Raw genomic sequence first — 26,238 nt, 5'->3', positions numbered from 1 at the left:
CTGCGCCCCACCGGCGCCACGCTACAATGTGCGCTGATTGCGCCGCGCGCACCGTGCGGCTGGCCCTTGCTCCCTTCATGACTTCAAAGCCTTCTTCGCGTTCTGCTTCCTCGTCGGCGCGCTCGCGCGAATCCCCTTTGTCGGCGCTGCATCTGTCACCCGAATCGCTCGGGTTCGCGCTCGACTGCGCGGCTCAGGCCGTCGGCGCCGTGCGTCTAGGCGCGGCCTTGCCCGCGGCGCTGCAAAGCGTGTTCGTGTCGATGCCCGAGGGCAACGCCGCAGCGGCGCGCGGCGCGGTGCAGGACATCGCCTATCGCACGATGCGCCGTCTCGCGACCGCCGAGTGGCTGATTGCGAAGCTCGTGAAGAAAGCGCCACCGCCGCACGTCGCGCATGTGCTTGCGTGCGCGCTCGCACTGCTCGTCGACGACGAAGCGAGCGCCGCTTACACGCCGTTTACGGTCGTCGACCAGGCGGTCAGGGCGATCGGCGCGCGCCGCGAGTTCGGGTTCGCGAAGGGGCTCGTCAACGCGGTGCTGCGTAACTTCTTGCGCGAGCGCGACACGTTGCTCGCCGCCGTGCAAGCCGACGAAGCCGCGCGCTGGAACTATCCGGCCTGGTGGATCGACGCGGTGAAGCGCGCATGGCCCGAGGCGTGGCAATCGGTGCTGGCCGTCGGCAACACGCAAGGTCCGCTGACGTTGCGCGTGAACGCGCGCCATTCGACGGTCGACGCCTATCTGCAAGAGTTGCAACGCCAGCAGATCGCCGCAAGCAAGGCCGGCGAGCACGCGGTCACGCTCGCCACGCCGATGCCGGTCGAGCGCATTCCGGGCTTCAGCGAAGGGGTCGTGTCTGTACAGGACGCAGGCGCGCAACTCGCCGCGCAATTGCTCGGCGTGCGTGACGGCATGCGCGTGCTCGACGCATGCGCGGCCCCTGGCGGCAAGACCGGCCATCTGCTCGAACTCGCCAACATTCAACTCGTTGCGCTCGAAAGCGATGCGTCGCGCGCGCGCCGCATCGGCGAAAATCTGCGGCGTCTGAAGCTCGAAGCGGAAGTGCGCATCGGCGACGCGGGCAACCCCGCGCAGTGGCACGACGATCTTGACCAACCGTTCGACCGCATCCTCGCCGACGTGCCATGCTCTGCGTCGGGCATCGTGCGGCGTCATCCGGATATCCGCTGGCTGCGTCGCCAGTCGGATATCGCCGCGCTCGTCGCCGAACAGCGCCGCATTCTCGACGCGCTGTGGCCGCTCGTGAAACCCGGCGGCGAGTTGCTTTACGTTACCTGTTCGGTCTTCCCCGAAGAAGGCGAGTTGCAGGCTCAGTGGTTTGGAAACCAGCATCAGGATGCGGTACGATTGGACGCGCCGGGGCAGCTTTTACCCTCAGTTGCTCGCGCGCCCGCCGACTCATCGGCCGGTTCTCATGCTGGACGACCCGCTGAATTCAGCGCCGGCACGAACTCAGACCACGACGGATTTTTCTACGCGCGCTTTCAGAAACGGTGACCATAAAACGCTTCTTCCCGCTTCGGCTCGCTGCCGTGCTCTGGATCGCGCTGGCCGTCTGGCTTGCAGCGCCGGGCGCGGCGCACGCTGACTCGATCGCGGTGCAGCGGGCGTCGCTGCAGGCGGACAACGGCGGTTGGAGTCTCGATGCGCATTTCGAATTCGAGCTGAACAGCAATCTCGAAGACGCGGTCAACAAAGGCATTCCGCTTTATTTCACGACCGATTTCGAATTGAGCCGGCCGCGCTGGTACTGGTTCGACGAGCAGCCGGTCAGCGTGTCGCAAAGCTTGCGGCTGTCGTTCCAGCCGCTCACGCGCGAATATCGCGTGTCGAGCGTGCAGTCGGGCGGCTTGCAGCTCGGCTTTTCCACGCTGAAGGATGCGCTCGCCGTGATCAAGCACGTGACGTCGTGGCACGTTATCGACCGCAATGAGGTGCGTGTCGGCGAAACCTATAACGCGTCGGTGCGCATGCAACTCGACATCGGGCTGATGCCCAAGCCGTTCCAGATCGACGCGGTGAACAACCGCGACTGGAACCTCGCCTCCGATTGGAAGCGCTTCACTTTCACGGCGGCCGATCGTGCTAAATAAAGTGCGCTCATCTTCCACCAGTGTCAGCAGCATCGTCGTGCGCGTGCTGGTGTCGACGGTCGCGGTCACGGCCGTGCTGCTGCTCGTATTGCTGGCCGCCGCGAGCGCGAACACCGAATTCTTCGACCGCTATTACCAGTGGCTGTACGCGGCCAACGTCGCGGTCGCGATGATCTTTCTGCTGGTGGTGGCGACGCTCGTCGTCATCATCGTTGTGCGCTTACGCACGGGCAAATTCGGCACACGGCTACTCGCGAAGCTCGCGTTCTTTATGGCGCTGGTCGGCGTGGTGCCGGGCGGCATCATCTACATCGTGTCGTATCAGTTCGTGTCGCGCAGCATCGAGTCGTGGTTCGACGTGAACGTCGAAACCGCGCTAGCGTCCGGCCTCAATCTCGGGCGCGGGATGCTCGACGCGTCGCTGTCCGATTTGCAGACGAAGGCGCGTCTGATGTCCGAGCAGATCGCGAGCGCGGATGCGGCCGGCACCACGCTGACGTTGCTGCGTCTGCGCGACCAGTTCGGCGTGCAGGACGCGACGATCGTCGAGCCGACCCGCAGCATGTCGGGCGCGACGCCGGACATGCACGTGGTCGCGCAGGCGTCCAGCAATTACGCGATGCTGCTGCCGAACGATCTGCCGACACCGTTGATGATCGAGCAGGCGCGAGGCCACGGCTATGCGGCGATCGAAGGCGAGGTGGACGGCGACGCGCACGCGCAGGGCGGCAAGGGCGCGCTGCGTCTGCGCGTGGTGCAGCGTATTCCCGATGCGAACGCATCGCTATTGCAGCCCGCCGAGCGCTTCCTGCAACTGACACAGCCAGTTTCGACGACACTCGCGCGCAATGCCGACGCGGTGCAGCGCGCGTATCGCGAGTATCAGGAGAAGGCGCTCGGCCGCACCGGCCTGCGCAAGATGTACATCGGCACGCTGACGCTGTCGCTGTTTCTCGCGACCTTCATCGCGATGATGCTCGCGCTCGCGCTCGGCAATCAGCTCGCGCGGCCGCTGTTCCTGCTCGCGCAGGGCACGAAGGAAATCACCGAGGGCGACTACACGCCGAAGCGCGAGATCAAATCGCGCGACGAACTGGGCTTCCTGACTCAGTCGTTCAACGCGATGACGCGGCAGTTGGCGGAAGCGCGCGGGGCCGTCGAGAAAAATCGTATCGCGCTCGAGCATTCGAAGGCGTATCTCGAGAGCATCCTCGCGAACCTGACCGCAGGCGTGTTCGTATTCGACCGGCAATTTCGGCTGACCACCGCGAATCGCGGCGCCGAGCGGATTTTCCGTCAGCCGTTCCAGACGGTGCTCGGTTCGTCGCTCGACCAGATCGGCGTGCTCGGCGAATTCGGCGCGATGGTGCGCAAGGCATTCGCCGATCGCGAAGCGGCGAGCGAAGACGGCCATGACGACAACGGTCATTGGCAGCAGCAGTTCTCGGTGCCGGTTCCCGGCGAGACCGAGCCGCTCACGTTGCTCGTGCGCGGCGCACGGCTCGTCGCGGCGAACGAGCGCGATGCCGAAGACATCCAGACCTCGGGCTACGTGGTCGTGTTCGACGACATCTCCGACGTGATCTCCGCACAGCGGTCGATTGCATGGGGCGAAGTCGCACGGCGCCTCGCGCACGAGATCAAGAATCCGCTCACGCCGATTCAACTGTCAGCCGAGCGTTTGCAGATGAAGCTCGCCGACAAGCTCGCGCCGTCGGATGCGGACGTGCTGAAGCGCGGTGCGACGACGATCGTCAATCAGGTTGCGGCGATGAAGCAGATGGTCGACGATTTCCGCGACTACGCGCGCACACCGCCCGCGGTCCTCGCGCATCTGCAATTGAACGATCTGGTCAGCGAAGTGCTCACGCTGTACGGTATCGAGGAAGGCAAGGGTGTGATCCAGGTCGAGCTTGCGGCCTTGCCGGCAATACGCGGCGACGCCACGCAATTGCGTCAGGTGATCCACAACCTGCTGCAGAACGCGCAGGACGCGGTCGCGGAAGTCGCGCATCCGCGTGTTTTGCTCGAGACGAGGACAGTAGAATACGGAGACCCCGACGTGCAAGGCAAGGCGCGCGTCGCGGTACGTCTGACCGTGTCGGATAACGGACCGGGCTTCCCCGCGCGTATCCTCACGCGCGCGTTCGAGCCGTACGTGACGACCAAGGCCAAAGGTACGGGTCTGGGACTTGCGATGGTCAAGAAGATCGTCGACGAACATGGCGCGCGCATCGACATTCGCAATCGCATGAAGGCTGGCGACGTGATCGAAGGCGCGCAGATTTCGATTCTCTTCCTTCAACTGGCGGACGAGCCCGCGCAGCCGGGTGCACCTGGTTCGGGTGCGCATCTGGCGCATAGTGGCGCGTCGCAGGGAACGACAAAAGCAACAGTGCAGACAAGGGCAGCGTAAATGGCAACCATCCTGGTGGTAGATGATGAAATGGGCATCCGGGAACTGCTCTCGGAGATCCTCAGCGACGAGGGACACGTCGTGGAGGCCGCTGAAAACGCGCAGGAGGCGCGCGAGTTCCGGCTGCGTCAGGCGCCGGACCTCGTGCTGCTCGACATCTGGATGCCGGACACCGACGGCGTAACGCTGCTCAAAGAATGGGCCGCGCAAGGTCAATTGACGATGCCCGTCATCATGATGTCCGGTCACGCGACGATCGACACCGCAGTCGAGGCCACAAAGATCGGCGCGCTCAACTTCCTCGAAAAGCCGATCGCGTTGCAGAAGCTGCTGAAGGCGGTCGAGCAGGGACTTGCGCGCGGCAACTCGGCGGCCGTGCCTGGCGGTGTGGCCGCGAAGCCGGCGTTGCCGGTCAGCGCATCGTCGGTCGCGTCGGCGGCCGCATTGCCGATGCTGTCGGCCGATGGCGTCGGCGGCGGCGCGCTCGCCGCGCAAACCGCGTCGATCTCGTTCGACATTCCGCTGCGCGATGCGCGCGACGCGTTCGAGCGCGCGTACTTCGAATATCACCTTGCGCGCGAGAACGGCAGCATGACGCGCGTCGCCGAGAAAACCGGTTTGGAGCGCACGCATCTTTATCGCAAGCTGAAGCAACTCGGCGTCGATCTCGGCAAGAACAAGGGCGAGTAAGCGCCATGTGTTGCATGCAAACGCGGCCCGGCAATATTTTTTATGAAAGGGCTTGCTGAACTGCAGATCGCTTGATATAGTTTCGTTCTTCGTTGGCCCGGTAGCTCAGTTGGTAGAGCAGCGGATTGAAAATCCGCGTGTCGGTGGTTCGATTCCGCCCCAGGCCACCAGGATTCAGCCCCAGGAAATCGCAAGATTCCTGGGGCTTTTCCATTTGGCGGACAAGTCGTCACTTTGGCTCGCCATGCAGTTGGAGCCACGACGCGTCGGACAACAGGCGTCGGTGACATTCGGTGTCGCGTGATAAAATCGCGCCAGTTCAAGGACTTGCATGCAGGCGTCGCACGCGGTCGTATGCCGCGCGAATGCGGTGCCGAGCGTATCGCACCGAAGCACCCAATCCTTCGCCCGACGATCGGCGGTATAAGCGCCCAGCCACGATAACGCGCAACGCGCGACCTATACTGCTTTGGGCCGGCACAATGCCGGCACACGTCGCGCCGCGTTGCTCGCATAGCGCACCTCGCGCAGCGCGACGTGGCGCTCTCATTCACGGAGTATCACGGTGATCCGCAAAGACGCTAAGCGTAGCGCGCTCGTGCTGTTTTCCGGCGGCCAGGATTCCGCCACGTGTCTCGCGTGGGCGCTCGATCGTTACGACACGGTCGAAACGATCGGCTTCGACTATGGTCAGCGTCATCGGGTCGAGCTCGAATGCCGAGAGGGGTTCCGTCAGGCCGTCGTGCGTGCGTTTCCGGCGTGGGCCGATCGTCTCGGCGACGATCACACGATCGACCTGTCGCTGCTCGGCGCGATCAGCGACACCGCGATGACGCGCGAGATCGAGATCGAAGCCACGGCCAATGGGTTGCCGAACACGTTCGTGCCGGGCCGCAATCTGATGTTCATGACGATCGCCGCGGCCATCGCGTATCGGCGCGGTTTGCAGGTGCTGGTCGGCGGGATGTGCGAGACGGACTTCTCGGGCTACCCCGATTGCCGCGACGACACGATGAAGGCGTTGCAGGTTGCGCTGAATCTCGGCATGGACAAGCGTTTTGCGCTGGAGACACCGCTAATGTGGCTCGACAAGGCCGATACATGGCGTCTCGCGCACGAGCTCGGCGGCGACGCACTGGTCGAACTGGTGCGCGTCGAGACCCATACTTGCTACCTCGGCGAGCGCGCCGAACTGCATTCATGGGGCTTCGGCTGCGGCGAATGCCCGGCATGCCGGTTGCGCAAACGTGGCTATGAGGCTTACCTCGCCGGTGAGAAAGTCACCGAGCCCGTGTGACGGTTCGCGCAAGAGCGCGCATCATTGATTCAGGGACACAGGACAGAAAGCAGCATGACGTACGCGGTCAAGGAAATCTTCTACACGTTGCAGGGCGAGGGGGCGAATGCCGGCCGGCCGGCCGTGTTCTGCCGTTTTGCAGGCTGCAATCTGTGGTCGGGCCGCGAAGAGGATCGCGCGGAAGCCGTCTGCCGTTTCTGCGACACCGACTTCGTCGGCACCGACGGAGAGAACGGCGGCAAGTACCGTACACCTGACGAACTCGTCGCGATGATCGCGTCGCAATGGCCGCAAGGCGAGGGCGAACGCTTCGTCGTGTGCACCGGCGGCGAGCCGATGCTCCAGATCGATCAGCCGCTCGTGGACGCGCTGCACGCGGCCGGCTTCGAGATCGCGATCGAGACCAACGGCTCGCTGCCGGTGCTCGACACGATCGACTGGATCTGCGTGAGCCCGAAGGCCGGCGCGCCGCTCGTCGTGACGAAGGGCAACGAACTGAAGGTCGTGATCCCGCAGGACAACCAGCGCCTCGCCGACTACGCGAAGCTCGACTTCGAGTATTTCCTCGTCCAGCCGATGGACGGTCCGTCGCGCGACATCAACACGAAGCTCGCGATCGACTGGTGCAAGCGTCATCCGCAGTGGCGCCTGTCGATGCAGACTCACAAGTATCTGAACATTCCCTGATTTGCCGTGCTGACGATTACCCGAAAACTCGAATTCGACGCGGGCCACCGCATCCCCGATCACCGCAGCCAGTGCCGTAATCTGCACGGCCATCGCTATGTGCTCGAAATCACGCTGCAAGGCGATCTGGTCGACACCGAAGGCGCGCCCGACCGCGGCATGGTGATGGATTTCGCCGACGTGAAGTCGCTCGCAAACGAGCACCTGGTCGACAAGTGGGACCACGCGTTTCTCGTCTACGAAGGCGACACGCAGGTGCGTGGCTTTCTCGACAGCATGGCGGGTCACAAGACGGTCGTGATCGATCGCATTCCCACGGTCGAAAACCTCGCCGCGATTGCATTCGATATCCTCGCGAACGTCTACGACGCGCACTACGGCGTGAACCTGCGCTTGCATAAAGTGCGTCTGTACGAGACGCCGAACTGCTGGGCCGACGTGGTCCGCGACTAGCTTACCGCCTGAATCCACACCCCGCCGCGCGAGCGAACTCTCGCGTTATTGTCACGGTATGATCGTTGCGACCAACACACGGAGCGAGACATGCCGGTCACCGCATCGCGTCGCAGCAAGTATCGAGGCCGTCAGCGCCCCGGTGCCTGCCTGATTCGCTATCTGGCCCCGCTTCGCATTGCAAACCTGCGCGAGGCCAGCCGATGAGCACCTTCACCAACTCCCTCAAACAACGTCTGAAGGACAACGCGCCGCTGTTCGGGCTGTGGTTGTCGCTCGGCAGCGAGGCCGCCGCCGAAGCGCTCGCGCACGCCGGCTTCGACTGGCTGCTGATCGACATGGAGCACGCGCCGAACGATAGCGGCGGCGTCGAGTCGCAATTGCGCGCGATCGCCGCCGCCCATCTGCCGAGCGAGCCGGTGGTGCGCGTGCCCGCGAGCGAGCCGTGGCTCGTCAAGCGCGTGCTCGACGCCGGCGCGCGCACGCTGATGTTCCCGAACATCGAATCCGCTGAAGACGCGGCACGCGCCGTGCGGCTCACCCAATATCCGACCGCGGAGGCGCTCGACGGCCTGCGCGGTGTCGCGGGCGTCGTGCGTGCGGCCGGCTACGGCATGCGGCGCGACTACGTGCAGACGGCGAACGCACAAATCGCGACGATTGTGCAGATCGAATCGGCGCGCGGCTTGCGCGAGGTCGAGCAAATCGCGGCGACGCCGGGCGTCGACTGCGTTTTCGTCGGGCCGGCCGATCTGGCCGCGAGCCTCGGTCATCTCGGCGACGCGAAGCACGCGGACGTGCAGGCGGCGATGGCGCGCATCGTCGGCGCGGCCGACCAAGCCGGCATTGCCGCCGGCATCTTCGCGATGGACGTGGCCGGCGCGCGGCAGCATCGCGACGCGGGCTTTCGCTTCGTGGCGCTGGCCGCCGACGTGATCTGGATGTTGCGCGCGACGCGCCAGGCATTACAGGAGGTGAGGTCATGAACGGCAGAGTGCAGGGGGGCGCCGGGCCGAGGATTGCGCGGGCGACCGCGCAAGTGACCATTACGGCGGCGGCGCTGCTCGCGAGTACCGCGTGGAGCGCCGCGTACGCACAGGATCACGTCGCCAGGTCGAACGATCCGCAGACGCAATCCGCAGTGGCCGATTACAACGCCGGCAACCTCGCCGCTGCGCTGACCGAATTCCGCGAGGCCGCCGAGCGCGGCAGCCGGCTCGCCCAGTTCAACTACGCGATGATGCTGCTCAACGGCGAAGGCACGCCGGTCAACGTCGACGAAGGCAAGAAGTGGCTGCGCAAGGCCGCCGACGCGAACATGTCGCACGCGCAATACGTGTACGGCAAGATGTACGACGATGGCGAGTTCGTCGAGCGCGACCCGGTGGAGGCGCATCGCTGGTTCATGAAGGCCGCCGCGCAGGGTCATGTGCAGGCGGAACTCGCGCTCGCGAATCAGTTCCTCGACGGACGTGGTACCGAGCGCGACAACAAGCAGGCGTTCGTCTGGTACAAGAAGGCGGCGCAGGGCGGCGACATGACCGCGCAGTATGTGACCGGCTCGTTCTACGAGCGCGGCGGCGATGGTGTCGACCGGAATCTGAATGTGGCGCGCGCGTATTACGCGGCCGCGGCGGCACAGGGCGATCCGGCCGCGCGCCTGAAGTATCAGCAGTTGAGCGCGCAGTTGCGCGATCAGAAGGAAGTGAAACCCCAGTAGTGAAGCAGCAATCAAGCAAAAGGGCGCTCGCAATGAACGCCCTTTTGGCATTTTCAATTGCTGCGTGCCGTTAGCTACGCTTAGCTCTGCATCAACCGCTTCTGTCGCGCGACACTCATGATCAGCCCGGTCGCGACACCCAGTGTAGTCAGCGCGGTGCCGCCGTAACTCATGAACGGCAACGGCACGCCGACCACCGGCAGAATGCCGCTCACCATGCCGATATTGACGAACGCGTACGTGAAGAACGCCATCGTCAACGAGCCGGCCAATAATCGCCCGAACAAGGTCGCGCCATTGGCCGCGATGTAGAGCCCGCGCGCGATCAATAGCATGTACAGCGTGAGCAGCACAATCCCGCCCGCCAAACCGAACTCTTCCGAAAACACCGCGAAGATGAAGTCGGTGTGCTTTTCGGGGATGAACTCCAGATGCGCTTGCGTTCCCTTCAGCCAGCCCTTGCCGAGCGGGCCGCCCGAACCGATCGCTATCACCGCCTGAATCGTGTGGAAGCCTTTGCCGAGCGGGTCCGAGGTCGGATCGAGCAGCGTGCAGATACGGTGCTTCTGATAGTCGTGCATCAGCGGCCACTGCACTTCGGGCTGACAGATCTTGTCCTGGAACGCCGCGATCGACACAACCGCGATCACGCCTGCGATCAGCACCGGCACGATCAGCTTGAAACTCAGCCCCGCGAAGTAGATCACGAACAGGCCGGCGGCGAACACGAGCACGGCCGTGCCGAGGTCGGGCTGCTTCGCGATCAGGCCGACCGGCACGATGAGGATCGCGAAGCCGACCAGGTAGTCGTACCAGCGCATCACGCCTTCGCGGCGCTGGTAGTACCAGGCGAGCATCAGCGGTGTCGCGATCTTCAGTATTTCCGATGGCTGGATCACCACGCCGACGTTGATCCAGCGCTTCGCGCCTTTGCGCGTGAGACCGAACATCGCGACCGCGACCAGTAACGCGATCCCGAACGTGTAAAGCGGGACCGCGAAGCGCATCAGCGTGTTGGGCGGCACATTGGCGAGCCCCCACATCAGCACGAAGGTGAGCAGGATGTTGCGCAACTGGTCTTCGACGCGGCCCGGCATATCGAGACTCGCGCTGTACAGCGTGACGATGCCGACGCACAGCAGCAGAAACACGATCAGGGCGAGCGGACGGTCGAAGCCCGCGAACATCCGCTTGATGCGGTCGAGCCAGGCGCGCTTGTCGAATTGCATGCCTTTCTCCTTATTCGTCGATACCGCCGGTGGCGGGCTGGCGCGGTGACGCGCCCTGGACGCTGTCCTCGCGCGATGGGGCCGCGACGCTCGGCGCCGGCTCGCTGGCCGGACGGGGTTTGTGCGGGGCGTCGGACGTACGCGACGCGGATTTCTTTGCCGCGGCCGAAGCCGATGCCGCCCTGGCCGCCGACGCCGCCCGCGCCGCACTGGCCGAAGCCGCTGCCGGTGCGCTGGCCGGCACCGTTGCCGCCGCGCCAGCCGATGCCGCCACCGGCACGGACGCGCCGTTCGCGCCCGAAGCCGCAACAGCCGCCGACGCACCCGAGGCCGCCGCGGCAGCCGCCGCCCCCGGCACCGGCAGTGCCTTGAAGCCCGCCGCAATCCTGAGCGGCTGGGCGCCCTCATGCTGCGCCGGCGTCTCACCGACCTGTGGCGCGGACGCTTCGACGGTGTTAGATGCCGCTGCCGCGACGGCTGCTTCGACCACGCCGGGCTTGTTCTTGCCGACCAGGTAATAGTCGAGCACCCTGCGCGCGATCGGACCGGCCGCCTCCGCGCCCCAGCCGCCGTTTTCGACGATCAGCGCGAGCGCGATCTTCGGTTGCTCGACGGGCGCGAACGCGATGAACAGCGCGTGATCGCGCAAATTCTCAGCGATCGCGTGACCCTTGTAGTTCGCGCCTTGCAGCGAGTACACCTGCGCGGTACCGGTCTTGCCCGCCGCCTGGTACGCCGCGCCGGCGAACACCTTGGCCGCCGTGCCGTTCGTGACCACGCCTTCCATCGCATGCTTGATGAAGTCGATGTCCTGCTGCTTGACCGCGATCCTGTCACTCGGGTCGCGCACCACCGGCCGCGTGTCCTTCGTGATCGGATTCTCGATGTCGCGCACGAGGTGCGGCTTCATCACGACGCCGTTGTTCGCGAGCGTTGCGGTGGCATGCGCGAGCTGCAGGATCGTGAACGAGTTGTAGCCCTGGCCGATGCCGAGGCTGACCGTCTCGCCTTCGTACCACTTCTGCTGCTCGGGTTTGCGGTACGCGTGGCGCTTCCAGTCGGTCGACGGCAGGATGCCCTTCGCTTCGCCGGCGATGTCGATGCCGGTGATCTGCCCGAAGCCCCACGGTTTCATGAAGTTCGCGATGTTGTTGACGCCGAGATCGTGCGCGAGCATGTAGAAGTACGTGTCGTTCGACACGACGATCGCACGGTTCATGTCCACCCAACCCTGGCCCGAGCGCACGTCGTTGCGGAACGTGTGGCCGCCGAACGTGTAGTAGCCGGGGTCCTGGAAGCCCCAGCTCGGCGTGCGCTTGTGCAGCGACAGCGCGGCGAGCGCCATGAACGGCTTGTAGGTCGAGCCTGGTGGGTAGGTGCCGTGTAGCGGCCGATTCAGCAGCGGATGGTCGGGCGAGTTGTTCAACTCGTCCCAGGTCTGCTGGTCGATGCCGTCGACGAATGAATTCGGGTCGAAGCTCGGCGCCGACACGAACGCGAGCACGTCGCCGGTGGACGGCTCGATCGCCACGAGCGCGCCGCGACGTCCGGCGAACGCCTGCTCGGCGACCTGCTGAAGGCCGATGTCGAGCGACAGCACGAGGTTGTTGCCCGGCGTCGCCTGGGTGCGCGACAGCGTGCGCACCGGGCGGCCGCCCGCCGTCACCTCGACTTCCTCGAAGCCGGTCTGGCCGTGCAGCTCGGTTTCGTAGCTCTGCTCGACGCCGATCTTGCCGATGTAATCGGTGCCCTTGTAGTTGTTCGCGTCCAGACGCGGATCGTAGTGGTCCGGATCGCTGTCGTTCTGATCGCTGGCGTCGTCGATGCGGTCCTGGTCGCGCTGCGAAATCCGTCCGATGTAGCCGATCACGTGCGCGGCGGTAGGCCCGAGCGGGTACTGACGGAACAGCCGCGCGCGCACTTCGACGCCGGGGAAACGGAAGCGCTGCGCGGTGAAGCGCGCGACTTCGTCGTCGGTCAGGCGCGTGCGGATCGGCAGACTTTCGAAGTTCTTCGAGTCTTCCTGCAGCTTCTTGAAGCGGCGGCGGTCGCGCGCGTCGATCGAGACTACCGTAGCGAGGTTGTCGACCACGTTATCGAGCGTGTCGTTCAGCTTCGAGGGTGTGATTTCGAGCGTGTAGGCCGAGTAGTTCTTCGCGAGCACGACGCCGTTGCGGTCGGTGATGATGCCGCGGTTCGGCACGATCGGCGCGACGGAGATACGGTTTTCATCGGCCTGCAGCGAGTACTTGCTGTAGTGCCAGACCTGCAGGAACAGGAAGCGAAAGCCGATCAGCCCGAAGCAGACGAACACGAACAGGCCCGCCGCCGCGACGCGCAGGCGGAATTTCGTGAGCTGCTGTTGAGTGTCCTTGAATTCGGTCATGCGATTCTGCAAAAGGCCGGCATGCGGCCATCAAGAGTGTGCGCCCAAACTGGCCGCGGGCGGTGGGCCCGATGCGGGTTCAAATGGGGCGCGTATCGTCCGGGTCGGCGGGGCGGCGCTGCGGCATCAGCAGCAAGATGCTCGCGAGCGGCCACAGCGCGGCTTCGACGAAACCGTCGATCAGATAACTCCAGCCCGGAAACGCCGCACCGGTCAACAACCGGATCACGAACGGCACCAGTTGCGCGACGACGAGTAGCGGCATCACCGCGAAGGTTTGCACGCCGAGCGACATCCACAGCACGCGGCGGTGAATCGTGATCGCGCCGTACGACAGCAGCGTGTACGCGAGCGCGTGCTCGCCGAGCAGGCTCGCGTTGTGCACGTCCATCAGCAGGCCGAGAAAAAACGCGATGCCCATGCCGACCTTGCGCGGCTGATGCACATTCCAGAACAGCAACACGAGCGCGACGAAATCGGGCACGCCGGCGAGACGCCCCCACGGCATCAGGTTCAGCAGGAACGCGGAGGCGAGGCTGAACGCGATGAAGTACGGGTTGACCGGCTGCAAGATGTATTGCGGGCGATTCATGGCTGAGCCCCCGGCTCGGCTTGCGGCTTCGCGTTCTTCGCGGCGGCCGGTTTGTCGGCTTTTCGGTCGGCTGCGGGCTTTTCGGACTTCTTGTCGGGGGCGGCTTTGGCCGGCGCCTTTTCCGTGGATTTTGCTGCGGGTTTTTCGGCGGGGGCTTTGTCGGCGGCGTTCTTGTCCGCCGACCTGGCGGCGGATTTGTCCGCCGCGCCCTTGCCTTCCGCGGCTTTGGCGCCCTTCTTCGCTTTCGCTTCTTTCGCGACGGTCGCCGCGTCGGGCTCGTCGGCCGGGCGCGGCGGCGCGGTGTTCTGGACGTGCAGCACCAGCACCTGACGCGCGCCGCGCACCGCCGCGACCGGCAGACTGACCACGCGGGCAAACGCGGTGTCGGCCTGCCTGTCGACGCGCACGACCTTCGCGACCGGCAGCCCCGGCGGATACACGCCGTCGAGACCGCTGGTGACGAGCTCGTCGCCGGTCTGCACGTCGGCGCTGATCGGCACGAAGCGCAGATCGAGCGTGTCGCCCTTCGGCGTGCCGTAGATCACGCTGCGCAAGCCGGTGCGCAGAATTTCGACCGGCACCGCCTGGTCCTTGTCCGTCAGCAGCGTGACTTCGGCCTGCAGCGGGAACACCCGTGTGACCTGGCCGATTACGCCGTCCTCGTCGACGACCGGCGAGCCGTTCTGGATGCCTTGCTGCGCGCCGCGTCCGATCACGACCTTCTGCGTGAACGGATCGCGCGTGTCGTACTGGATTTCGGCGGGAAGCGATTGCGTGGTCAGCTGCTGCGACAGTTGCATCAGTGCGCGCAGATGACTATTTTCGGCAGCGAGCGACGCGGCCGTGTTGGCCTGCTGCGACAGCTGCAGCTCCTTCTCGCGCAGCTTTGCGTTTTCGTTGCGCAGCGTGGCGCTCGTCACGGCGAGGTCGGCGGCGCCCATGAAGATGTCGCGCGGCACGAGCGCCGCGCGCTGCAACGGATAAAGACCCGCGCCGAGCACGCCGCGGACGATTTCGAGCGTCCGGAAACGGGCGTCGGAGATCAGCAGGGCAAGCGCCAGCACGACGAAGAACACCAGTCGCGCGAGAGCGGAGGGGCCTTGCTTGAACAGGGGCGGCGGACTGTATTCCATGGTCGGCGCCGGGGGCGTGAGCGGTTGGGTGAGACGGCGGCGCGCTAGGCAAGCGCGTTCAGCGCGCGGAGGCTGGTCGGCCCAGCCAACGACAAAGCGGCCCGCAAGGGGCCGTGTGCCAGATCCGCGCTACTGACATGGGAGGAAGGCTCGCTTACTCGTACGAGAAAATGCTGCCGAGCTTGTCCATGCGCTCGAGCGCCATGCCCGAGCCGCGCACTACGCAAGTCAGCGGATCTTCGGCGACGAGCACCGGCAGGCCGGTTTCTTCGGCGAGCAGTCGGTCGAGATCGCGCAGCAGCGCACCACCGCCGGTCAGCATCATGCCGCGCTCGGCGATGTCCGCGCCGAGTTCCGGCGGCGTTTGTTCCAGTGCGATCTTCACCGACGACACGATCTGGTTCAGCGGATCGGTCAGCGCTTCGAGGATTTCGTTGCTGGAGATCGTGAAGCTGCGCGGAATGCCTTCCGACAGATTGCGGCCCTTCACTTCCATTTCCTTGACTTCGGAGCCCGGGAACGCGGAGCCGATTTCCTTCTTGATGGCTTCGGCGGTCTGCTCGCCGATCAACATGCCGTAGTTGCGGCGGATGTAGTTGACGATCGCTTCGTCGAATTTGTCACCACCGACGCGCACCGAGCCCTTGTACACGATGCCGCCGAGCGAGATCACGCCGACTTCGGTCGTGCCGCCGCCGATGTCGACGACCATCGAACCCGTTGCTTCCGACACCGGCAGGCCCGCGCCGATCGCGGCGGCCATCGGCTCTTCGATCAGGTACACCTGCGAGGCGCCCGCGCCATGCGCGGCTTCCTTGATCGCGCGACGCTCGACCTGGGTCGAACCGCACGGCACGCAGATGATGATGCGCGGCGACGGCGAGAACATACGCGATTCGTGAGCAGTCTTGATGAACTGCTTGATCATCTGCTCGGTGACGGTGAAGTCGGCGATCACGCCGTCTTTCATCGGGCGGATCGCCTCGATGTTGCCCGGCACCTTGCCGAGCATCTGCTTGGCTTCCTTGCCGACTGCCTGAATGGTCTTCTTGCCGTTCGGGCCGCCTTCCTGGCGGATCGACACGACCGACGGTTCGTCGAGAACGATGCCCTTGCCGCGCATGTAGATAAGCGTGTTGGCGGTGCCGAGGTCAATGGCCAGATCGTTGGAGAAGTAGCTGCGCAAAAAACCGAACATTCAAAATCCTGTCTCGCTGGGGGCCGGGCCTCGCACCGTATGCGTGGGACGGCAGCGGAATAAATAACAGCTTCAACCGGGCGGTAGCGACGCCACATGAACTTGAAGCCGCGGGGGAGTCTACCGGAGGCCGTTGCAAAGCCAGGGCGGAAAACGCCGGACGTTCTTTGAATTGTCCGTAAGGCCTTGGTAAGTCGGTCCGGGTTTGGGTCGAACGCGTAATCATACCTTATAATTTTGGATGTTTTGAAGGAAACGGAGCGTACATTTTGCCGTTGCCGCTCCTTTTTTAGATTGTCCTATTTTGTCGTAACCCGCTGTTAAAGCGCGACTTTTTAACTGTAGTGACATTCCACCCTTTCCGGTGATTGCATGGCTCTGACCCTGACCGATGTAAAACGCATCGCGCATCTCGCGCGGCTCGAACTGGCCGATTCCGACGCCGAGCACACGCGTGCCCAGCTCAATGATTTTTTCGGCATCGTCGAGCAGATGCAGGCGGTCGATACCACCGGCATCGCCCCGCTTGCCCACCCGATCGAGCAGATCGAAGACGTCGCGCTGCGTCTGCGTGACGACGCCGTCAGCGAGACGGTCGAGCGCGAGGCTTTCCAGCGCCCCGCGCCGGCCGTTCAGGACGGCCTGTACCTCGTGCCGAAGGTGATCGAATAAGACCCGTCGGGCAGACCCCGGGCCCGGCGCCAGCACGAGCCTTTCGTGCGCAGGCGCGCGGCTTCGCCGCGAGCGTGCCGGGCCGTCTGCCGACGGGCAACCGAACGCCTCCACGGCAGCGTGACCACGCTGCCGCGCTTTCCAGGATAAAACGCAATGCATGAAAAAAGTTTGACCGAACTGCGCGCCGCGCTCGCGGCCAAGGAATGCTCCGCAGTCGAACTGGCGCAGCTGTACCTGAAGCGGATCGACGCGGCCAACAGCCTGAACGCGTTCATCCAGGTCGATCCCGAACTGACGCTCGCGCAGGCGAAAGCCGCCGACGCGCTGCTGCACACCGGCCACGCCGGCCCGCTCGTCGGCCTGCCGATCGCGCACAAGGACGTGTTCGTCACGAAGGGCTGGCGCTCCACGGCCGGCTCGAAGATGCTCGCGAACTACGAAAGTCCGTTCGACGCGACCGTGGTCGCGCGTCTGCAGAACGCCGGCATGGTGTGCGTGGGCAAAACCAACATGGACGAGTTCGCGATGGGCTCGTCCAACGAGAATTCGTACTTCGGGGCCGTGCAGAATCCGTGGGACCGCAAGGCCGTGCCGGGCGGATCGTCGGGCGGCTCGGCGGCCGCCGTGGCCGCGCGTCTCGCGCCCGCCGCGACCGGCACCGACACCGGCGGCTCGATCCGCCAGCCGGCGTCGTTCTCGGGCATCACCGGCATCAAACCGACGTATGGCCGCGTGTCGCGTTACGGCATGATCGCGTTCGCGTCGTCGCTCGATCAGGGCGGCCCGATGGCGCAAAGCGCCGCGGACTGCGCGACGCTGCTCAACGCGATGGCCGGCTTCGACGAGCGCGACTCGACGAGCCTGTCGCACGAGCACGAGGACTACACGCGCTACCTCGGCAAGTCGTGGCGGGACGGCGGCGCGGACAAGCCGCTCGCCGGCCTGCGCATCGGCCTGCCGAAGGAGTACTTCGGCGCCGGTCTCGCCGACGACGTGCGCGCATCTATCGACGCCGCGTTGAAGCAATACGAAGCGCTCGGCGCGACGCTCGTCGAGGTGTCTTTGCCGAAAACCGAACTGTCGATCCCGGTCTACTACGTGATCGCGCCGGCCGAAGCCTCGTCGAACCTGTCGCGTTTCGACGGCGTGCGCTTCGGCTACCGCGCGGCCGAGTACCGCGATCTGCTCGACATGTACAAGAAGTCGCGCGCCGAAGGCTTCGGCCCCGAAGTGAAGCGCCGCATTCTGGTCGGCACCTACGTGCTGTCGCACGGCTACTACGACGCGTACTACCTGCAGGCGCAGAAGATCCGCCGCATCATCGCGCAGGACTTCCAGGAAGCGTTCAAGCAGTGCGACGTGATCATGGGACCGGTCGCGCCGTCGGTGGCATGGGACATCGGCGCGAAGGGCGACGACCCGGTGCAGATGTATCTGGCCGACATCTACACGTTGTCGGTGAGCCTCGCCGGCCTGCCGGGCATGAGCGTGCCGTGCGGTTTCGGCGCGGGCGCGAATGCGCAGCGCCCGGTCGGTCTGCAGATCATCGGCAACTATTTCAATGAAGCCCGGATGCTTCAGGTGGCCGACGCGTTCCAGCGCGCGACCGACTGGCACCGTCAGGCACCGGCAGGAGTGTGAGCACCATGACCAAACAATGGGAAGTCGTGATCGGTCTGGAGACCCACACGCAGTTGTCGACGCATTCGAAAATCTTCTCGGGCACCGCGACGCAATTCGGCGCCGCGCCGAACACCCAGGCCAGTCCCGTCGATCTGGCGTTGCCGGGCACGCTGCCCGTGATGAACCGCGGCGCGGTCGAACGCGCGATTCAGTTCGGCCTCGCGATCGGCGCAACGGTGGCGCCGCGCAGTATTTTCGCGCGCAAAAACTACTTCTACCCCGATCTGCCGAAGGGCTATCAGATCAGCCAGTACGAAATCCCCGTCGTGCAGGGCGGCCAGGTGACGATCCAGGTGCCGGCCAATGAAAAGACGGGCACGCAAGCGTACGAGAAAACCATCAACCTGACCCGCGCCCACCTCGAGGAAGACGCGGGCAAGTCGCTGCACGAAGACTTCGCGGGCATGACCGGCATCGACCTGAATCGTGCCGGCACGCCGCTGCTCGAAATCGTCACCGAGCCGGAAATGCGCAGCGCCGCCGAGGCCGTTGCCTACGCGAAGGCGCTGCACACGCTCGTCGTGTGGCTCGGCATCTGCGACGGCAACATGCAGGAAGGCTCGTTCCGCTGCGACGCGAACGTGTCGGTGCGTCCGGTCGGCCAGAAGGAATTCGGCACCCGCACCGAGACCAAGAACCTGAACTCGTTCCGCTTCCTCGAAGAAGCGATCCAGTACGAAGTGCGTCGCCAGATCGAGCTGATCGAAGATGGCGGCACGGTGGTGCAGGAAACGCGTCTATACGATCCGGACAAGCGCGAAACGCGCTCGATGCGCAGCAAGGAAGACGCGCACGACTACCGCTATTTCCCCGACCCCGACCTGATGCCGCTCGTGATCGACGCCGCATGGGTCGAGCGCGTGAAGAGCGAGATGCCTGAGCTGCCGGAAGCGATTCAGCGGCGCTTCGTGTCGCAGTACGGCCTCACTCCCTACGACGCGAACGTGCTGACCTCGAGCAAGGCGACGGCCGCATACTACGAAGCGGTGGTCGCGAAAGTCGGACCGGCCAACGCGAAGGTCGCGGCGAACTGGGTGATGGGTGAAGTGTCGTCGCAGCTCAATCGCGAAGGCCTCGACATTGCCGCGTGCCCGGTCTCGGCCGCGCAGCTCGCGGTGATTCTGCAACGCATTGCCGACGGTACGATCTCGAACAAGATCGCGAAGGAAATCTTCCTCGCGATCTGGGAAGAGAAGGCCACCGACGAAGCCGCCGCTGATCGCATCATCGAGGCGAAGGGGCTGAAGCAGATCTCGGACACCGGCGCGCTCGAAGCGATCATCGACGAAGTGCTCGCCGCGAACCAGAAGTCGGTCGACGAATATCGCGCCGGCAAGGAAAAGGCGTTCAACGCGCTGATCGGCCAGGCGATGAAAGCAACCAAGGGTAAGGCCAACCCTGCTCAGGTCAATGAATTGCTCAAGAAAAAGTTGTCCTGAGTTGAAGTGCCGCGGCCGGGCGTGATCACGGCCGTGTCACCACGGGCCGTTGCCGGATCGAAGCAGGGCAACGGCCCGTTTTATTTTGCGGACCCGCTTCAGCCGGTTAAGCGTAGACCACGGAGTGTGTGCATGACAAATCATCCCGATCTCGACGATTTCCGCGTGCCGTACTTTGACGACGGCAAGAAGAAGAACCACTTCTCGCTCGACCATTACGATCCGAAGGCGAAGCCGTTTTCGAGCGGCTCGAAAGACGCGGACCGCGCGCGTCTGTCGCAAGTGGGCCTGCTGCTCGACAACCTGCAGGAGCGGCTGCACGCGCAACGCAAGCGTCGTGTTCTGCTGGTGCTGCAAGGCATGGACACGAGCGGCAAGGACGGCACGATCCGCGCGGTATTTCACGAAGTCGACCCGCTCGGCTTGCGCATCGTGCCGTTCAAGGCGCCGACGCCCGTCGAACTCGCGCACGACTTCCTGTGGCGCGTGCATTCGCAGGCACCCGCGGCCGGCGAGCTGACGATCTTCAATCGCAGTCACTACGAAGACCTGCTCGTGCCGACCGTGCAGGGCGAACTCGACGCGGACGAGTTCCAGCAGCGCTGCTGCCACATCCGTCAGTTCGAGCAGTTGCTCGCCCACAGCGGCGCGACGATCGTCAAGTGCATGCTGCATATTTCGAAGGACGAGCAGCGGGTGCGTTTGCAGCAGCGCATCGACGATCCGCTGAAGCACTGGAAATTCGACGTGTCGGATCTCGAAGCGCGCAAGCAGTGGGACGCATATCAGTCCGCGTATCGCGACGCGCTGGCCGCGACGTCGACCGAATACGCGCCGTGGTACGTGATTCCGGCCGACTCGAAGACGCATCGCAACGTGATGGTCGCCGAACTGCTGCTGCGCACGCTCAATGCGCTGAAGCTCGAATATCCGCCAGCCAAGGAAGCGCTGAAGGGCGTCAAGGTCGAGTGAACGCGGCCTCGCCCTTTGGCTTCAGAAACGAATCGAACAAAAGAGGAACGACATGTTGCGTGTGATTACCGCCAACCTCAATGGCATCCGCTCGGCGGCGAAGAAGGGCTTTTTCGAATGGTTCGGCGAACAGGGCGCCGACGTGCTGTGCGTGCAGGAAATCAAATGCTCGCAGGACGACATGACGCCGGAGTTCATGGCGCCGCACGATTTCACCGGCTATTTTCAGCACGCGGTGAAGAAGGGGTACAGCGGCGCGGGCGTCTATACGCGTCATGAGCCGGACGAAGTGGTGATCGGCTTCGGCAGCGAGGAGTTCGACCCGGAAGGGCGCTATGTCGAGCTGCGTTTCGGCAAGCTGTCGGTGGTCTCGGTGTATGTGCCGTCGGGATCGAGCGGAGACGAGCGCCAGCAGGCCAAATTTCGTTTCATGGACGAGTTCATGCCGCATCTCGCCGAGCTGGCGAAGGAACGCGAGGTGATCGTATGCGGCGACGTGAACATCGTGCACAAGGAAATCGACATCAAGAACTGGAAGAGCAACCAGAAGAATTCGGGCTGCCTGCCCGAAGAGCGCGCGTGGCTCGACAAACTGTTCGACGAAGTCGGCTATGTGGACGTGTTCCGCACGCTCGACCAGCGGCCCGAGCAGTACACGTGGTGGAGCAATCGCGGTCAGGCGTATGCGAAGAACGTCGGGTGGCGGATCGATTATCAGATCGCGACGCCGGGCATCGCAAGCAAGGCGAAGCGCACCGACGTGTTCCGCGACATCAAGTTCAGCGACCATGCGCCGCTTACCGTCGACTACGACCACAAGGTCAACAAGTAAGCCCACCAGCCGCGGCGCGTGCAGCGCCGTGGCCCGCCAGCAGTCGGTAGAAGCGGGGTGTCAGTCGCGCGCCGTCTTGCGGGTCGGCCGGCCGATGCCCGCGTAATCGGGCAACTCGTCGACGCTCTTGCCGATTGCCTTCGCATACAGCGACAGCATGTCCGGCAGCCTCTTGATGATGTCGTCGCGGCGCGCCGGTGTGTACGGGTGCACGTAGATGAAGCCCTGCTCGCGATTGCCGCGCGTCGCTTGCGCGAGCTTGTCCCACAGCGTGACCGCCGCGCGCGGATCGAAGCCGGCGCGCGACGCGATATCGCTGCCGATCACGTCGGCTTCGGTTTCGTCGGTGCTCTCGTACTTCATTTCCAGCAGACGCGAACCGATGCCTAACGGCGCCATGCCCAGGTCGGCAAGGCCGAACAGTTGCGGGATCGTGCCGGACGAATCGAGCTGGCTCGCCTGCAACTGACCGAGCCGCATGCGCGCGTGCTCGCGCAACGCGTGCGCGATCTCGTGGCCGATTAGCATGCCGACCTCGTTGTCGTTCAGGCGCACGCGATCGAGTATCCCGCTGTAGACGACGATCTTGCCGCCCGGCAGGCAGTACATGCGGATGTCGTTCGAGCGCACCACCGCGACTTCCCACTTCCAGCCCTTGGCTCGCTCGTTCCATTTCAGCGAGTACGGAATCATCCGGTCGATGATCGAGCGCACGCGCGTCACGCGCGCGTCCGTGTCGCCGTACAGGCGGTTCGCGTGGCTGGCGCCGTAGACGATCTGGCTGAACTCTTCGGCGGCCTGCGCCTCGAGCATCGACGACGGGATCAGGTTGCGGAACACCATGTAGCCGCCGTAGCGCAGTTGGGGGCTCACGTAGTAGGGCGGCGGGACGGCCGCGGGGGCCGACGCGCCGGCGCTCGGAGCGCTGCCGCTAGCGCCGGACGCGCCCGCGGCACCGGCATTGGCGTTGGCGCCGGTACTGTTATTCGCGCCAAGGTTGGCGCCGCCGGCGCCGCTGTTGTTGCCGGCCGCAGCCGAGGTCGCGTTTTCGGCGCTGGCGCCGCTTGGCGCGGACTTGGCCGCAGGCGTCGGGGCCGGGTTGGCTGTCGCACCGCTCGTGGTCGCGGCGGCAGCCGGCGCGGGCGCTTGCGCGCCGCTCACCGGGCTGGCGCCAGTCGCTGGTGTGCCCGCCGCATAGGCGCCCATCGGCATCGCCAGCGCGACGCTCGCGCAGCCGAGCACGCCTGCGGCGCTGAGTGCGGTGCGGCGCGCGCGGGTCGGAAACGGTACCTTCACGACCGGTCCCTCCACGGCGCGATGCGCACCAGCAGCAGCATGCCCGGCACCGCGAGCGCGGTACAGAGGATGAAATAGTCGAACCAGCCGATCCGCGCGACCACAAAGCCGCTCGCCGCCGACGCGAGCGTGCGCGGCACCGACGCGAGGCTCGTGAACAGTGCGAACTGCGTCGCGGTGTAGCGCGGATCGGTGGTGCTCGCGATGTATGCGGTGAACGCGGCCATCGTCAGACCGGTGGCGAAGGTCTCGAAGCCGTACACCAGCGCGAGCGCGACCGAGCGCGGATCGAGCTGCACGCTCCAGTCGATGCCGACCAACGACAGCAGCTTCGTCGTGCCCTGGCTCAGCGCGACGGCGATGTTGTAAATCGCGGCAAGTCCGGGTGAATCCGGGCCGAGATGCGCGAGCCACGCGAAGCCGAGCGTCGACACCATCTGCAGCAAACCGAAGATCCACAAGCCACGGCCGATGCCGATCCTCATCAGCCAGATGCCGCCGATGATGCCGCCGGCGAGACTCGCGCCGAATGCCGTGGTCTTCGCGATCACGCCGATCTGCGTGCGCGAAAAGCCGATGTCGAGGAAGAACGATGTGGACAGCGTGGTCGCCATCGTATCGCCGAGCTTGTAGAGAAAGATGAAGCCGAGCACGAAGAGGGCACCGCGCCAGCCGTCGCGCTGAATGAATTCCCTGAACGGCTCGACGATCGCCTCGCGCAGATTCTTCGGGGGCTGGCCGTGCACCTCGGGCTCGCGCACGACCAGCGTCATCAGAACGCCAGGCAGCATGAACGCAGCCGTCACGATGAACACAGTGCTCCACGGCAGATGATCGGACAATATCAACGCGAGCGAACCGGGCACGAGCGCCGCGATCTTGTACGCGTTCACGTGCACCGCGTTGCCGAGGCCCTGCTGCGTGTCGCTGAGCAATTCACGCCGGTACGCGTCGATCACGATGTCGGAGCTCGCGCCGAAGAACGCGACCAGCGCGGTCAGCGCGGCGACGCTCCAGATCGCTTCGCGCGGCGACACGAAACCGAGCGTCGCCATCGCGCCGGCCACGAGCAATTGTGTGACGAGCATCCAGCCGCGCCGTCGGCCGGGCCGCCAGCCGGGCACGCGCGGCACGTAGCGGTCCATCAGCGGCGCCCAGACGAATTTCCAGGTGTACGGAAACTGGATCAGCGCGAACAGGCCGATTTCCTTCAGATTGACGCCTTCGGAGCGCAGCCACGCCTGCACGAGGTAGACGAGCGTAAACAGCGGCAATCCCGACGTGAAGCCGAGAAAGACGCAAATCAGCATGCGCGTATTCAAAAACGCGCGCCAGCCGGGATGTTCTTCGTGAGCGGTAAGTGCGGGCGCCTCGTGCGGCGGGTTCGACATGTGGATAACTGAGGTTAGCTTTTCTTGACGCGATAGACCGCAAGACTACCACGCCAGTTCACGCCCCACCGCACCACCTGTCCGTCGTGCAGCACGACACGATCGAGAATTTCGATGCCGACTTCGGGCGCGAGCGCTTCGAAGTCCTTGATCGTCAGCACGCGCACGTTCGGCGTGTTGTGCCATTGATAAGGCAGCGACTTCGACACCGGCATGCGCCCTTGCAGCACCGACAGCCGATGCGCCCAATAGCCGAAATTCGGGAACGACACGATGCATTGCTTGCCGACCCGCACCGTCTCGCGCAGGATCGCAGCGGTCTGATGAATGGTCTGCAGCGTCTGCGACAGCACCGCGAAATCGAAGCTGCCGTCTTCGAACAGGCGCAGGCCGTCTTCGAGATTCTGCTGGATCACGTTGACGCCGTTCTGCGTCGCGGCGAGCACGCCGGCGTCGTTGATCTCGATGCCGTAGCCCTGCACCTCCAGTTCCTCGTTCAGCAGCGACAGCAGCGAGCCGTCGCCGCAGCCGAGATCGAGCACGGTCGCGCGCGGTTCGACCCAGCGGGCGATCGCGCGGAAGTCCGGGCGCGATGCCAGATAATCAAGTGCTCGCTGGTTCATGCGTTGACCTCGTTTGCAATGCGTTCGTAGTAGGCGCGCAGCAGGTTGTGATAGCGCGCGTCGTCGAGCAGGAAGGCGTCGTGGCCGTGCGGCGCGTCGATCTCCGCGTAGGTGACCGTGCGCTTGTGATCGAGCAGCGCCTTCACCAGTTCGCGCGAGCGAGCCGGCGCGAAACGCCAGTCGGTCGAGAAGCTCGCGATCAGATATTTCGCGGTGGTGTGCGCGAGCGCGGCGGTCAGATCGCCCTCGAAGGCCTTGGCCGGATCGAAGTAGTCGAGCGCGCGCGTGATCAGCAGGTAGGTGTTGGCGTCGAAGTAGTCGGCGAACTTGTCGCCCTGATAGCGCAGATATGATTCCACTTCGAACTCGACATCGAAGCTGAAGTTGTAGTCGTCGAGCGCGCCTTCCGCGCGACGCAGCGAGCGGCCGAATTTCTCGGCCATATCGTCGTCCGACAGATACGTGATGTGGCCGATCATGCGCGCGACGCGCAGGCCGCGCTTCGGCTTCACGCCGTGCGCGTAGTAGTTGCCGCCGTGGAAGTCGGGGTCCGACAGGATCGCGGAGCGCGCGACCTCGTTGAACGCGATGTTCTGCGCGGACAGCTTCGGCGTCGATGCGATCACGATGCAATGCGCGATTCGCTCCGGATACATCATGCTCCACGCGAGCGCCTGCATGCCGCCGAGGCTGCCGCCCATCACGGCGGCGAAGCGCGTGATGCCGAACGCGTCGGCGACGCGCGCTTGGGCGTTGACCCAGTCTTCGACGGTGACGACCGGAAACGTCGCGCCATACGGCTTGCCGGTGGCGGGGTCGATGCTCATCGGCCCGGTCGAGCCGAAGCACGAGCCGAGGTTGTTCACGCCGATCACGAAAAATTTGTCGGTATCGAGCGGCTTGCCGGGGCCGACCAAATTGTCCCACCAGCCGATGTCCTTCGGATTGTCGGCGTACACGCCCGCCACGTGATGCGATGCGTTCAGCGCGTGACACACGAGCACCGCATTGCTGCGCGCGGCATTGAGCGTGCCGTAGGTCTCGACCATCAGGTCGTAGCCCGCGAGCGAGCTGCCGTTGCGCAATCGCAGCGGCTCGGTGAAATGCATTTTTTGGGGAGCGACGATGCCGATCGAGTCCATTCATTCCGCCATTGAGTCAACAGGGCGGCTAAACGGCGTCGGCGAAGCACGAGGAGAAGGGCGGTGTGCGCAGCTGACGACCTCTTTAGCCGCATTTATAGTGAACCGCGGGCCTGAGGCCCAAGGTTCGCGCGCCCGCAATCGAGTCAGCAAATCGGCGCGTGAAAGGGGGAAACCGGGTGCAACGTGTTCAGGATGCCTTGGCGCGGTCTGTTATGCATCGTGGGACCGCCGCGGCGTCAGGCGCAAAGTATAGCGGAAAATTCCACGC

Annotated in this window: 23 protein-coding genes and 1 tRNA gene; 15 read left to right on the top strand and 9 right to left on the bottom strand. The window is 64.7% G+C overall.

The annotated features are described in order from the left end of the window. The first annotated feature begins 77 nt into the window (after positions 1-77). The 10 genes from rsmB (at position 78) to QFZ91_RS14500 (ending at position 9,376) form a co-directional block, all read left to right on the top strand. Positions 78-1,517: a 16S rRNA (cytosine(967)-C(5))-methyltransferase RsmB gene (rsmB, locus tag QFZ91_RS14545; protein ID WP_429567623.1), complete on the top strand. Its 1,440-nt coding sequence runs from the start codon at positions 78-80 to the stop codon at positions 1,515-1,517. Next, positions 1,514-2,113: a DUF4390 domain-containing protein gene (locus QFZ91_RS14540; protein WP_176109835.1), complete on the top strand. Its 600-nt coding sequence runs from the start codon at positions 1,514-1,516 to the stop codon at positions 2,111-2,113. Before rsmB ends, QFZ91_RS14540 begins: the two co-directional genes overlap by 4 nt. Further along, positions 2,103-4,529, top strand: coding sequence for an ATP-binding protein (locus QFZ91_RS14535; RefSeq protein WP_429567622.1), 2,427 nt, complete (start codon positions 2,103-2,105; stop codon positions 4,527-4,529). The genes QFZ91_RS14540 and QFZ91_RS14535 overlap by 11 nt, the downstream gene beginning before the upstream one ends. Next, positions 4,530-5,219, top strand: coding sequence for a response regulator transcription factor EsaR (gene esaR / locus QFZ91_RS14530; protein WP_176109833.1), 690 nt, complete (start codon positions 4,530-4,532; stop codon positions 5,217-5,219). A 94-nt stretch (positions 5,220-5,313) separates the two neighbouring features. Next, positions 5,314-5,389 (top strand) — tRNA-Phe (locus tag QFZ91_RS14525). 395 nt (positions 5,390-5,784) lie between these two features. Next, positions 5,785-6,516 (top strand): 7-cyano-7-deazaguanine synthase QueC, encoded by a 732-nt coding sequence (gene queC / locus QFZ91_RS14520; RefSeq protein ID WP_176109832.1) that lies wholly within the window; start codon positions 5,785-5,787, stop codon positions 6,514-6,516. 54 nt (positions 6,517-6,570) lie between these two features. Next, entirely contained in the window at positions 6,571-7,203 is a 633-nt protein-coding gene (queE, locus tag QFZ91_RS14515; protein WP_429567621.1) for a 7-carboxy-7-deazaguanine synthase, read from the top strand. 9 nt (positions 7,204-7,212) lie between these two features. Beyond that, positions 7,213-7,656 (top strand): 6-carboxytetrahydropterin synthase QueD, encoded by a 444-nt coding sequence (gene queD / locus QFZ91_RS14510; RefSeq protein ID WP_026228977.1) that lies wholly within the window; start codon positions 7,213-7,215, stop codon positions 7,654-7,656. 203 nt (positions 7,657-7,859) lie between these two features. Next, positions 7,860-8,642, top strand: a complete 783-nt coding sequence (locus QFZ91_RS14505) for an HpcH/HpaI aldolase family protein (protein ID WP_429567620.1) — start codon at positions 7,860-7,862, stop codon at positions 8,640-8,642. Continuing rightward, a complete protein-coding gene (locus QFZ91_RS14500) occupies positions 8,639-9,376 on the top strand; it encodes a tetratricopeptide repeat protein (RefSeq protein WP_184226150.1) in 738 nt (245 codons plus the stop codon). The genes QFZ91_RS14505 and QFZ91_RS14500 overlap by 4 nt, the downstream gene beginning before the upstream one ends. Before the next feature lie 80 nt (positions 9,377-9,456). Here the strand turns inward: QFZ91_RS14500 and rodA are convergent, their stop codons facing one another. From rodA to QFZ91_RS14475, 5 genes are all read right to left on the bottom strand, one after another. Beyond that, positions 9,457-10,605, bottom strand: coding sequence for a rod shape-determining protein RodA (rodA, locus tag QFZ91_RS14495; RefSeq protein ID WP_176109829.1), 1,149 nt, complete (start codon positions 10,603-10,605; stop codon positions 9,457-9,459). 10 nt (positions 10,606-10,615) lie between these two features. Continuing rightward, positions 10,616-12,991, bottom strand: a complete 2,376-nt coding sequence (gene mrdA / locus QFZ91_RS14490; protein WP_429567619.1) for a penicillin-binding protein 2 — start codon at positions 12,989-12,991, stop codon at positions 10,616-10,618. A 79-nt stretch (positions 12,992-13,070) separates the two neighbouring features. Then, a complete protein-coding gene (gene mreD / locus QFZ91_RS14485; protein ID WP_176109827.1) occupies positions 13,071-13,583 on the bottom strand; it encodes a rod shape-determining protein MreD in 513 nt (170 codons plus the stop codon). Continuing rightward, positions 13,580-14,716 carry a rod shape-determining protein MreC gene (gene mreC / locus QFZ91_RS14480; protein ID WP_429567618.1) on the bottom strand — a complete coding sequence of 379 codons (1,137 nt, stop codon included), beginning with the start codon at positions 14,714-14,716 and terminating at the stop codon, positions 13,580-13,582. The genes mreD and mreC overlap by 4 nt, the downstream gene beginning before the upstream one ends. A 154-nt stretch (positions 14,717-14,870) precedes the next feature. After that, positions 14,871-15,914 (bottom strand): rod shape-determining protein, encoded by a 1,044-nt coding sequence (locus QFZ91_RS14475; RefSeq protein WP_004189550.1) that lies wholly within the window; start codon positions 15,912-15,914, stop codon positions 14,871-14,873. A 372-nt stretch (positions 15,915-16,286) separates the two neighbouring features. On the opposite strand from QFZ91_RS14475, the gene gatC reads away from it, so the two are divergent. The 5 genes from gatC (at position 16,287) to QFZ91_RS14450 (ending at position 21,515) form a co-directional block, all read left to right on the top strand. Then, on the top strand, positions 16,287-16,586 hold the full coding sequence (gene gatC, locus QFZ91_RS14470; protein WP_429567617.1) for an Asp-tRNA(Asn)/Glu-tRNA(Gln) amidotransferase subunit GatC: 300 nt from the start codon (positions 16,287-16,289) through the stop codon (positions 16,584-16,586). 156 nt (positions 16,587-16,742) lie between these two features. Continuing rightward, the gene (gene gatA / locus QFZ91_RS14465; protein WP_429567616.1) at positions 16,743-18,230 is read left to right on the top strand and encodes an Asp-tRNA(Asn)/Glu-tRNA(Gln) amidotransferase subunit GatA; all 1,488 of its coding nucleotides are present in this window, start codon (positions 16,743-16,745) and stop codon (positions 18,228-18,230) included. Positions 18,231-18,235: 5 nt separating this feature from the next. After that, on the top strand, positions 18,236-19,711 hold the full coding sequence (gene gatB, locus QFZ91_RS14460) for an Asp-tRNA(Asn)/Glu-tRNA(Gln) amidotransferase subunit GatB (RefSeq protein ID WP_176109823.1): 1,476 nt from the start codon (positions 18,236-18,238) through the stop codon (positions 19,709-19,711). Between the two features lie 132 nt (positions 19,712-19,843). Further along, positions 19,844-20,683: a PPK2 family polyphosphate kinase gene (locus QFZ91_RS14455; RefSeq protein ID WP_429567615.1), complete on the top strand. Its 840-nt coding sequence runs from the start codon at positions 19,844-19,846 to the stop codon at positions 20,681-20,683. A 52-nt stretch (positions 20,684-20,735) separates the two neighbouring features. Then, positions 20,736-21,515 (top strand): exodeoxyribonuclease III, encoded by a 780-nt coding sequence (locus tag QFZ91_RS14450; protein WP_176109821.1) that lies wholly within the window; start codon positions 20,736-20,738, stop codon positions 21,513-21,515. Positions 21,516-21,575: 60 nt separating this feature from the next. On the opposite strand, the gene QFZ91_RS14445 is transcribed toward QFZ91_RS14450, so the two are convergent. From QFZ91_RS14445 to metX, 4 genes are read right to left on the bottom strand one after another with little or no spacing between them, the layout of a single operon-like run. Continuing rightward, entirely contained in the window at positions 21,576-22,826 is a 1,251-nt protein-coding gene (locus QFZ91_RS14445; protein WP_176380661.1) for a M48 family metallopeptidase, read from the bottom strand. Next, positions 22,808-24,202 (bottom strand): AmpG family muropeptide MFS transporter, encoded by a 1,395-nt coding sequence (locus tag QFZ91_RS14440; protein WP_176109819.1) that lies wholly within the window; start codon positions 24,200-24,202, stop codon positions 22,808-22,810. Before QFZ91_RS14440 ends, QFZ91_RS14445 begins: the two co-directional genes overlap by 19 nt. 14 nt (positions 24,203-24,216) lie before the next feature. Continuing rightward, positions 24,217-24,825: a methionine biosynthesis protein MetW gene (gene metW, locus QFZ91_RS14435; RefSeq protein WP_013088070.1), complete on the bottom strand. Its 609-nt coding sequence runs from the start codon at positions 24,823-24,825 to the stop codon at positions 24,217-24,219. Then, entirely contained in the window at positions 24,822-25,967 is a 1,146-nt protein-coding gene (metX, locus tag QFZ91_RS14430; protein ID WP_429567614.1) for a homoserine O-succinyltransferase MetX, read from the bottom strand. Before metX ends, metW begins: the two co-directional genes overlap by 4 nt. Between the last annotated feature and the right edge of the window lie 271 nt (positions 25,968-26,238).

The sequence above is a fragment of the Paraburkholderia sp. JPY419 genome (genome assembly GCF_050435705.1).
In the GTDB taxonomy this organism is placed as follows: domain Bacteria; phylum Pseudomonadota; class Gammaproteobacteria; order Burkholderiales; family Burkholderiaceae; genus Paraburkholderia; species Paraburkholderia youngii.
This window is presented reverse-complemented; position numbering and strand designations above follow the sequence as displayed.

Excerpts from the sequence above, each read along its gene's own strand:
- metW (WP_013088070.1), bottom strand. The coding sequence starts at position 24,825 with ATGAACCAGCGAGCACTTGATTATCTGGCATCGCGCCCGGACTTCCGC.
- gatA (WP_429567616.1), top strand. The coding sequence starts at position 16,743 with ATGCATGAAAAAAGTTTGACCGAACTGCGCGCCGCGCTCGCGGCCAAG.
- metX (WP_429567614.1), bottom strand. The coding sequence starts at position 25,967 with ATGGACTCGATCGGCATCGTCGCTCCCCAAAAAATGCATTTCACCGAG.
- rodA (WP_176109829.1), bottom strand. The coding sequence starts at position 10,605 with ATGCAATTCGACAAGCGCGCCTGGCTCGACCGCATCAAGCGGATGTTC.
- gatB (WP_176109823.1), top strand. The coding sequence starts at position 18,236 with ATGACCAAACAATGGGAAGTCGTGATCGGTCTGGAGACCCACACGCAG.
- QFZ91_RS14440 (WP_176109819.1), bottom strand. The coding sequence starts at position 24,202 with ATGTCGAACCCGCCGCACGAGGCGCCCGCACTTACCGCTCACGAAGAA.
- mreC (WP_429567618.1), bottom strand. The coding sequence starts at position 14,716 with ATGGAATACAGTCCGCCGCCCCTGTTCAAGCAAGGCCCCTCCGCTCTC.
- QFZ91_RS14450 (WP_176109821.1), top strand. The coding sequence starts at position 20,736 with ATGTTGCGTGTGATTACCGCCAACCTCAATGGCATCCGCTCGGCGGCG.
- QFZ91_RS14505 (WP_429567620.1), top strand. The coding sequence starts at position 7,860 with ATGAGCACCTTCACCAACTCCCTCAAACAACGTCTGAAGGACAACGCG.
- QFZ91_RS14455 (WP_429567615.1), top strand. The coding sequence starts at position 19,844 with ATGACAAATCATCCCGATCTCGACGATTTCCGCGTGCCGTACTTTGAC.
- gatC (WP_429567617.1), top strand. The coding sequence starts at position 16,287 with ATGGCTCTGACCCTGACCGATGTAAAACGCATCGCGCATCTCGCGCGG.
- mrdA (WP_429567619.1), bottom strand. The coding sequence starts at position 12,991 with ATGACCGAATTCAAGGACACTCAACAGCAGCTCACGAAATTCCGCCTG.
- QFZ91_RS14475 (WP_004189550.1), bottom strand. The coding sequence starts at position 15,914 with ATGTTCGGTTTTTTGCGCAGCTACTTCTCCAACGATCTGGCCATTGAC.
- queE (WP_429567621.1), top strand. The coding sequence starts at position 6,571 with ATGACGTACGCGGTCAAGGAAATCTTCTACACGTTGCAGGGCGAGGGG.
- esaR (WP_176109833.1), top strand. The coding sequence starts at position 4,530 with ATGGCAACCATCCTGGTGGTAGATGATGAAATGGGCATCCGGGAACTG.
- mreD (WP_176109827.1), bottom strand. The coding sequence starts at position 13,583 with ATGAATCGCCCGCAATACATCTTGCAGCCGGTCAACCCGTACTTCATC.
- rsmB (WP_429567623.1), top strand. The coding sequence starts at position 78 with ATGACTTCAAAGCCTTCTTCGCGTTCTGCTTCCTCGTCGGCGCGCTCG.
- QFZ91_RS14500 (WP_184226150.1), top strand. The coding sequence starts at position 8,639 with ATGAACGGCAGAGTGCAGGGGGGCGCCGGGCCGAGGATTGCGCGGGCG.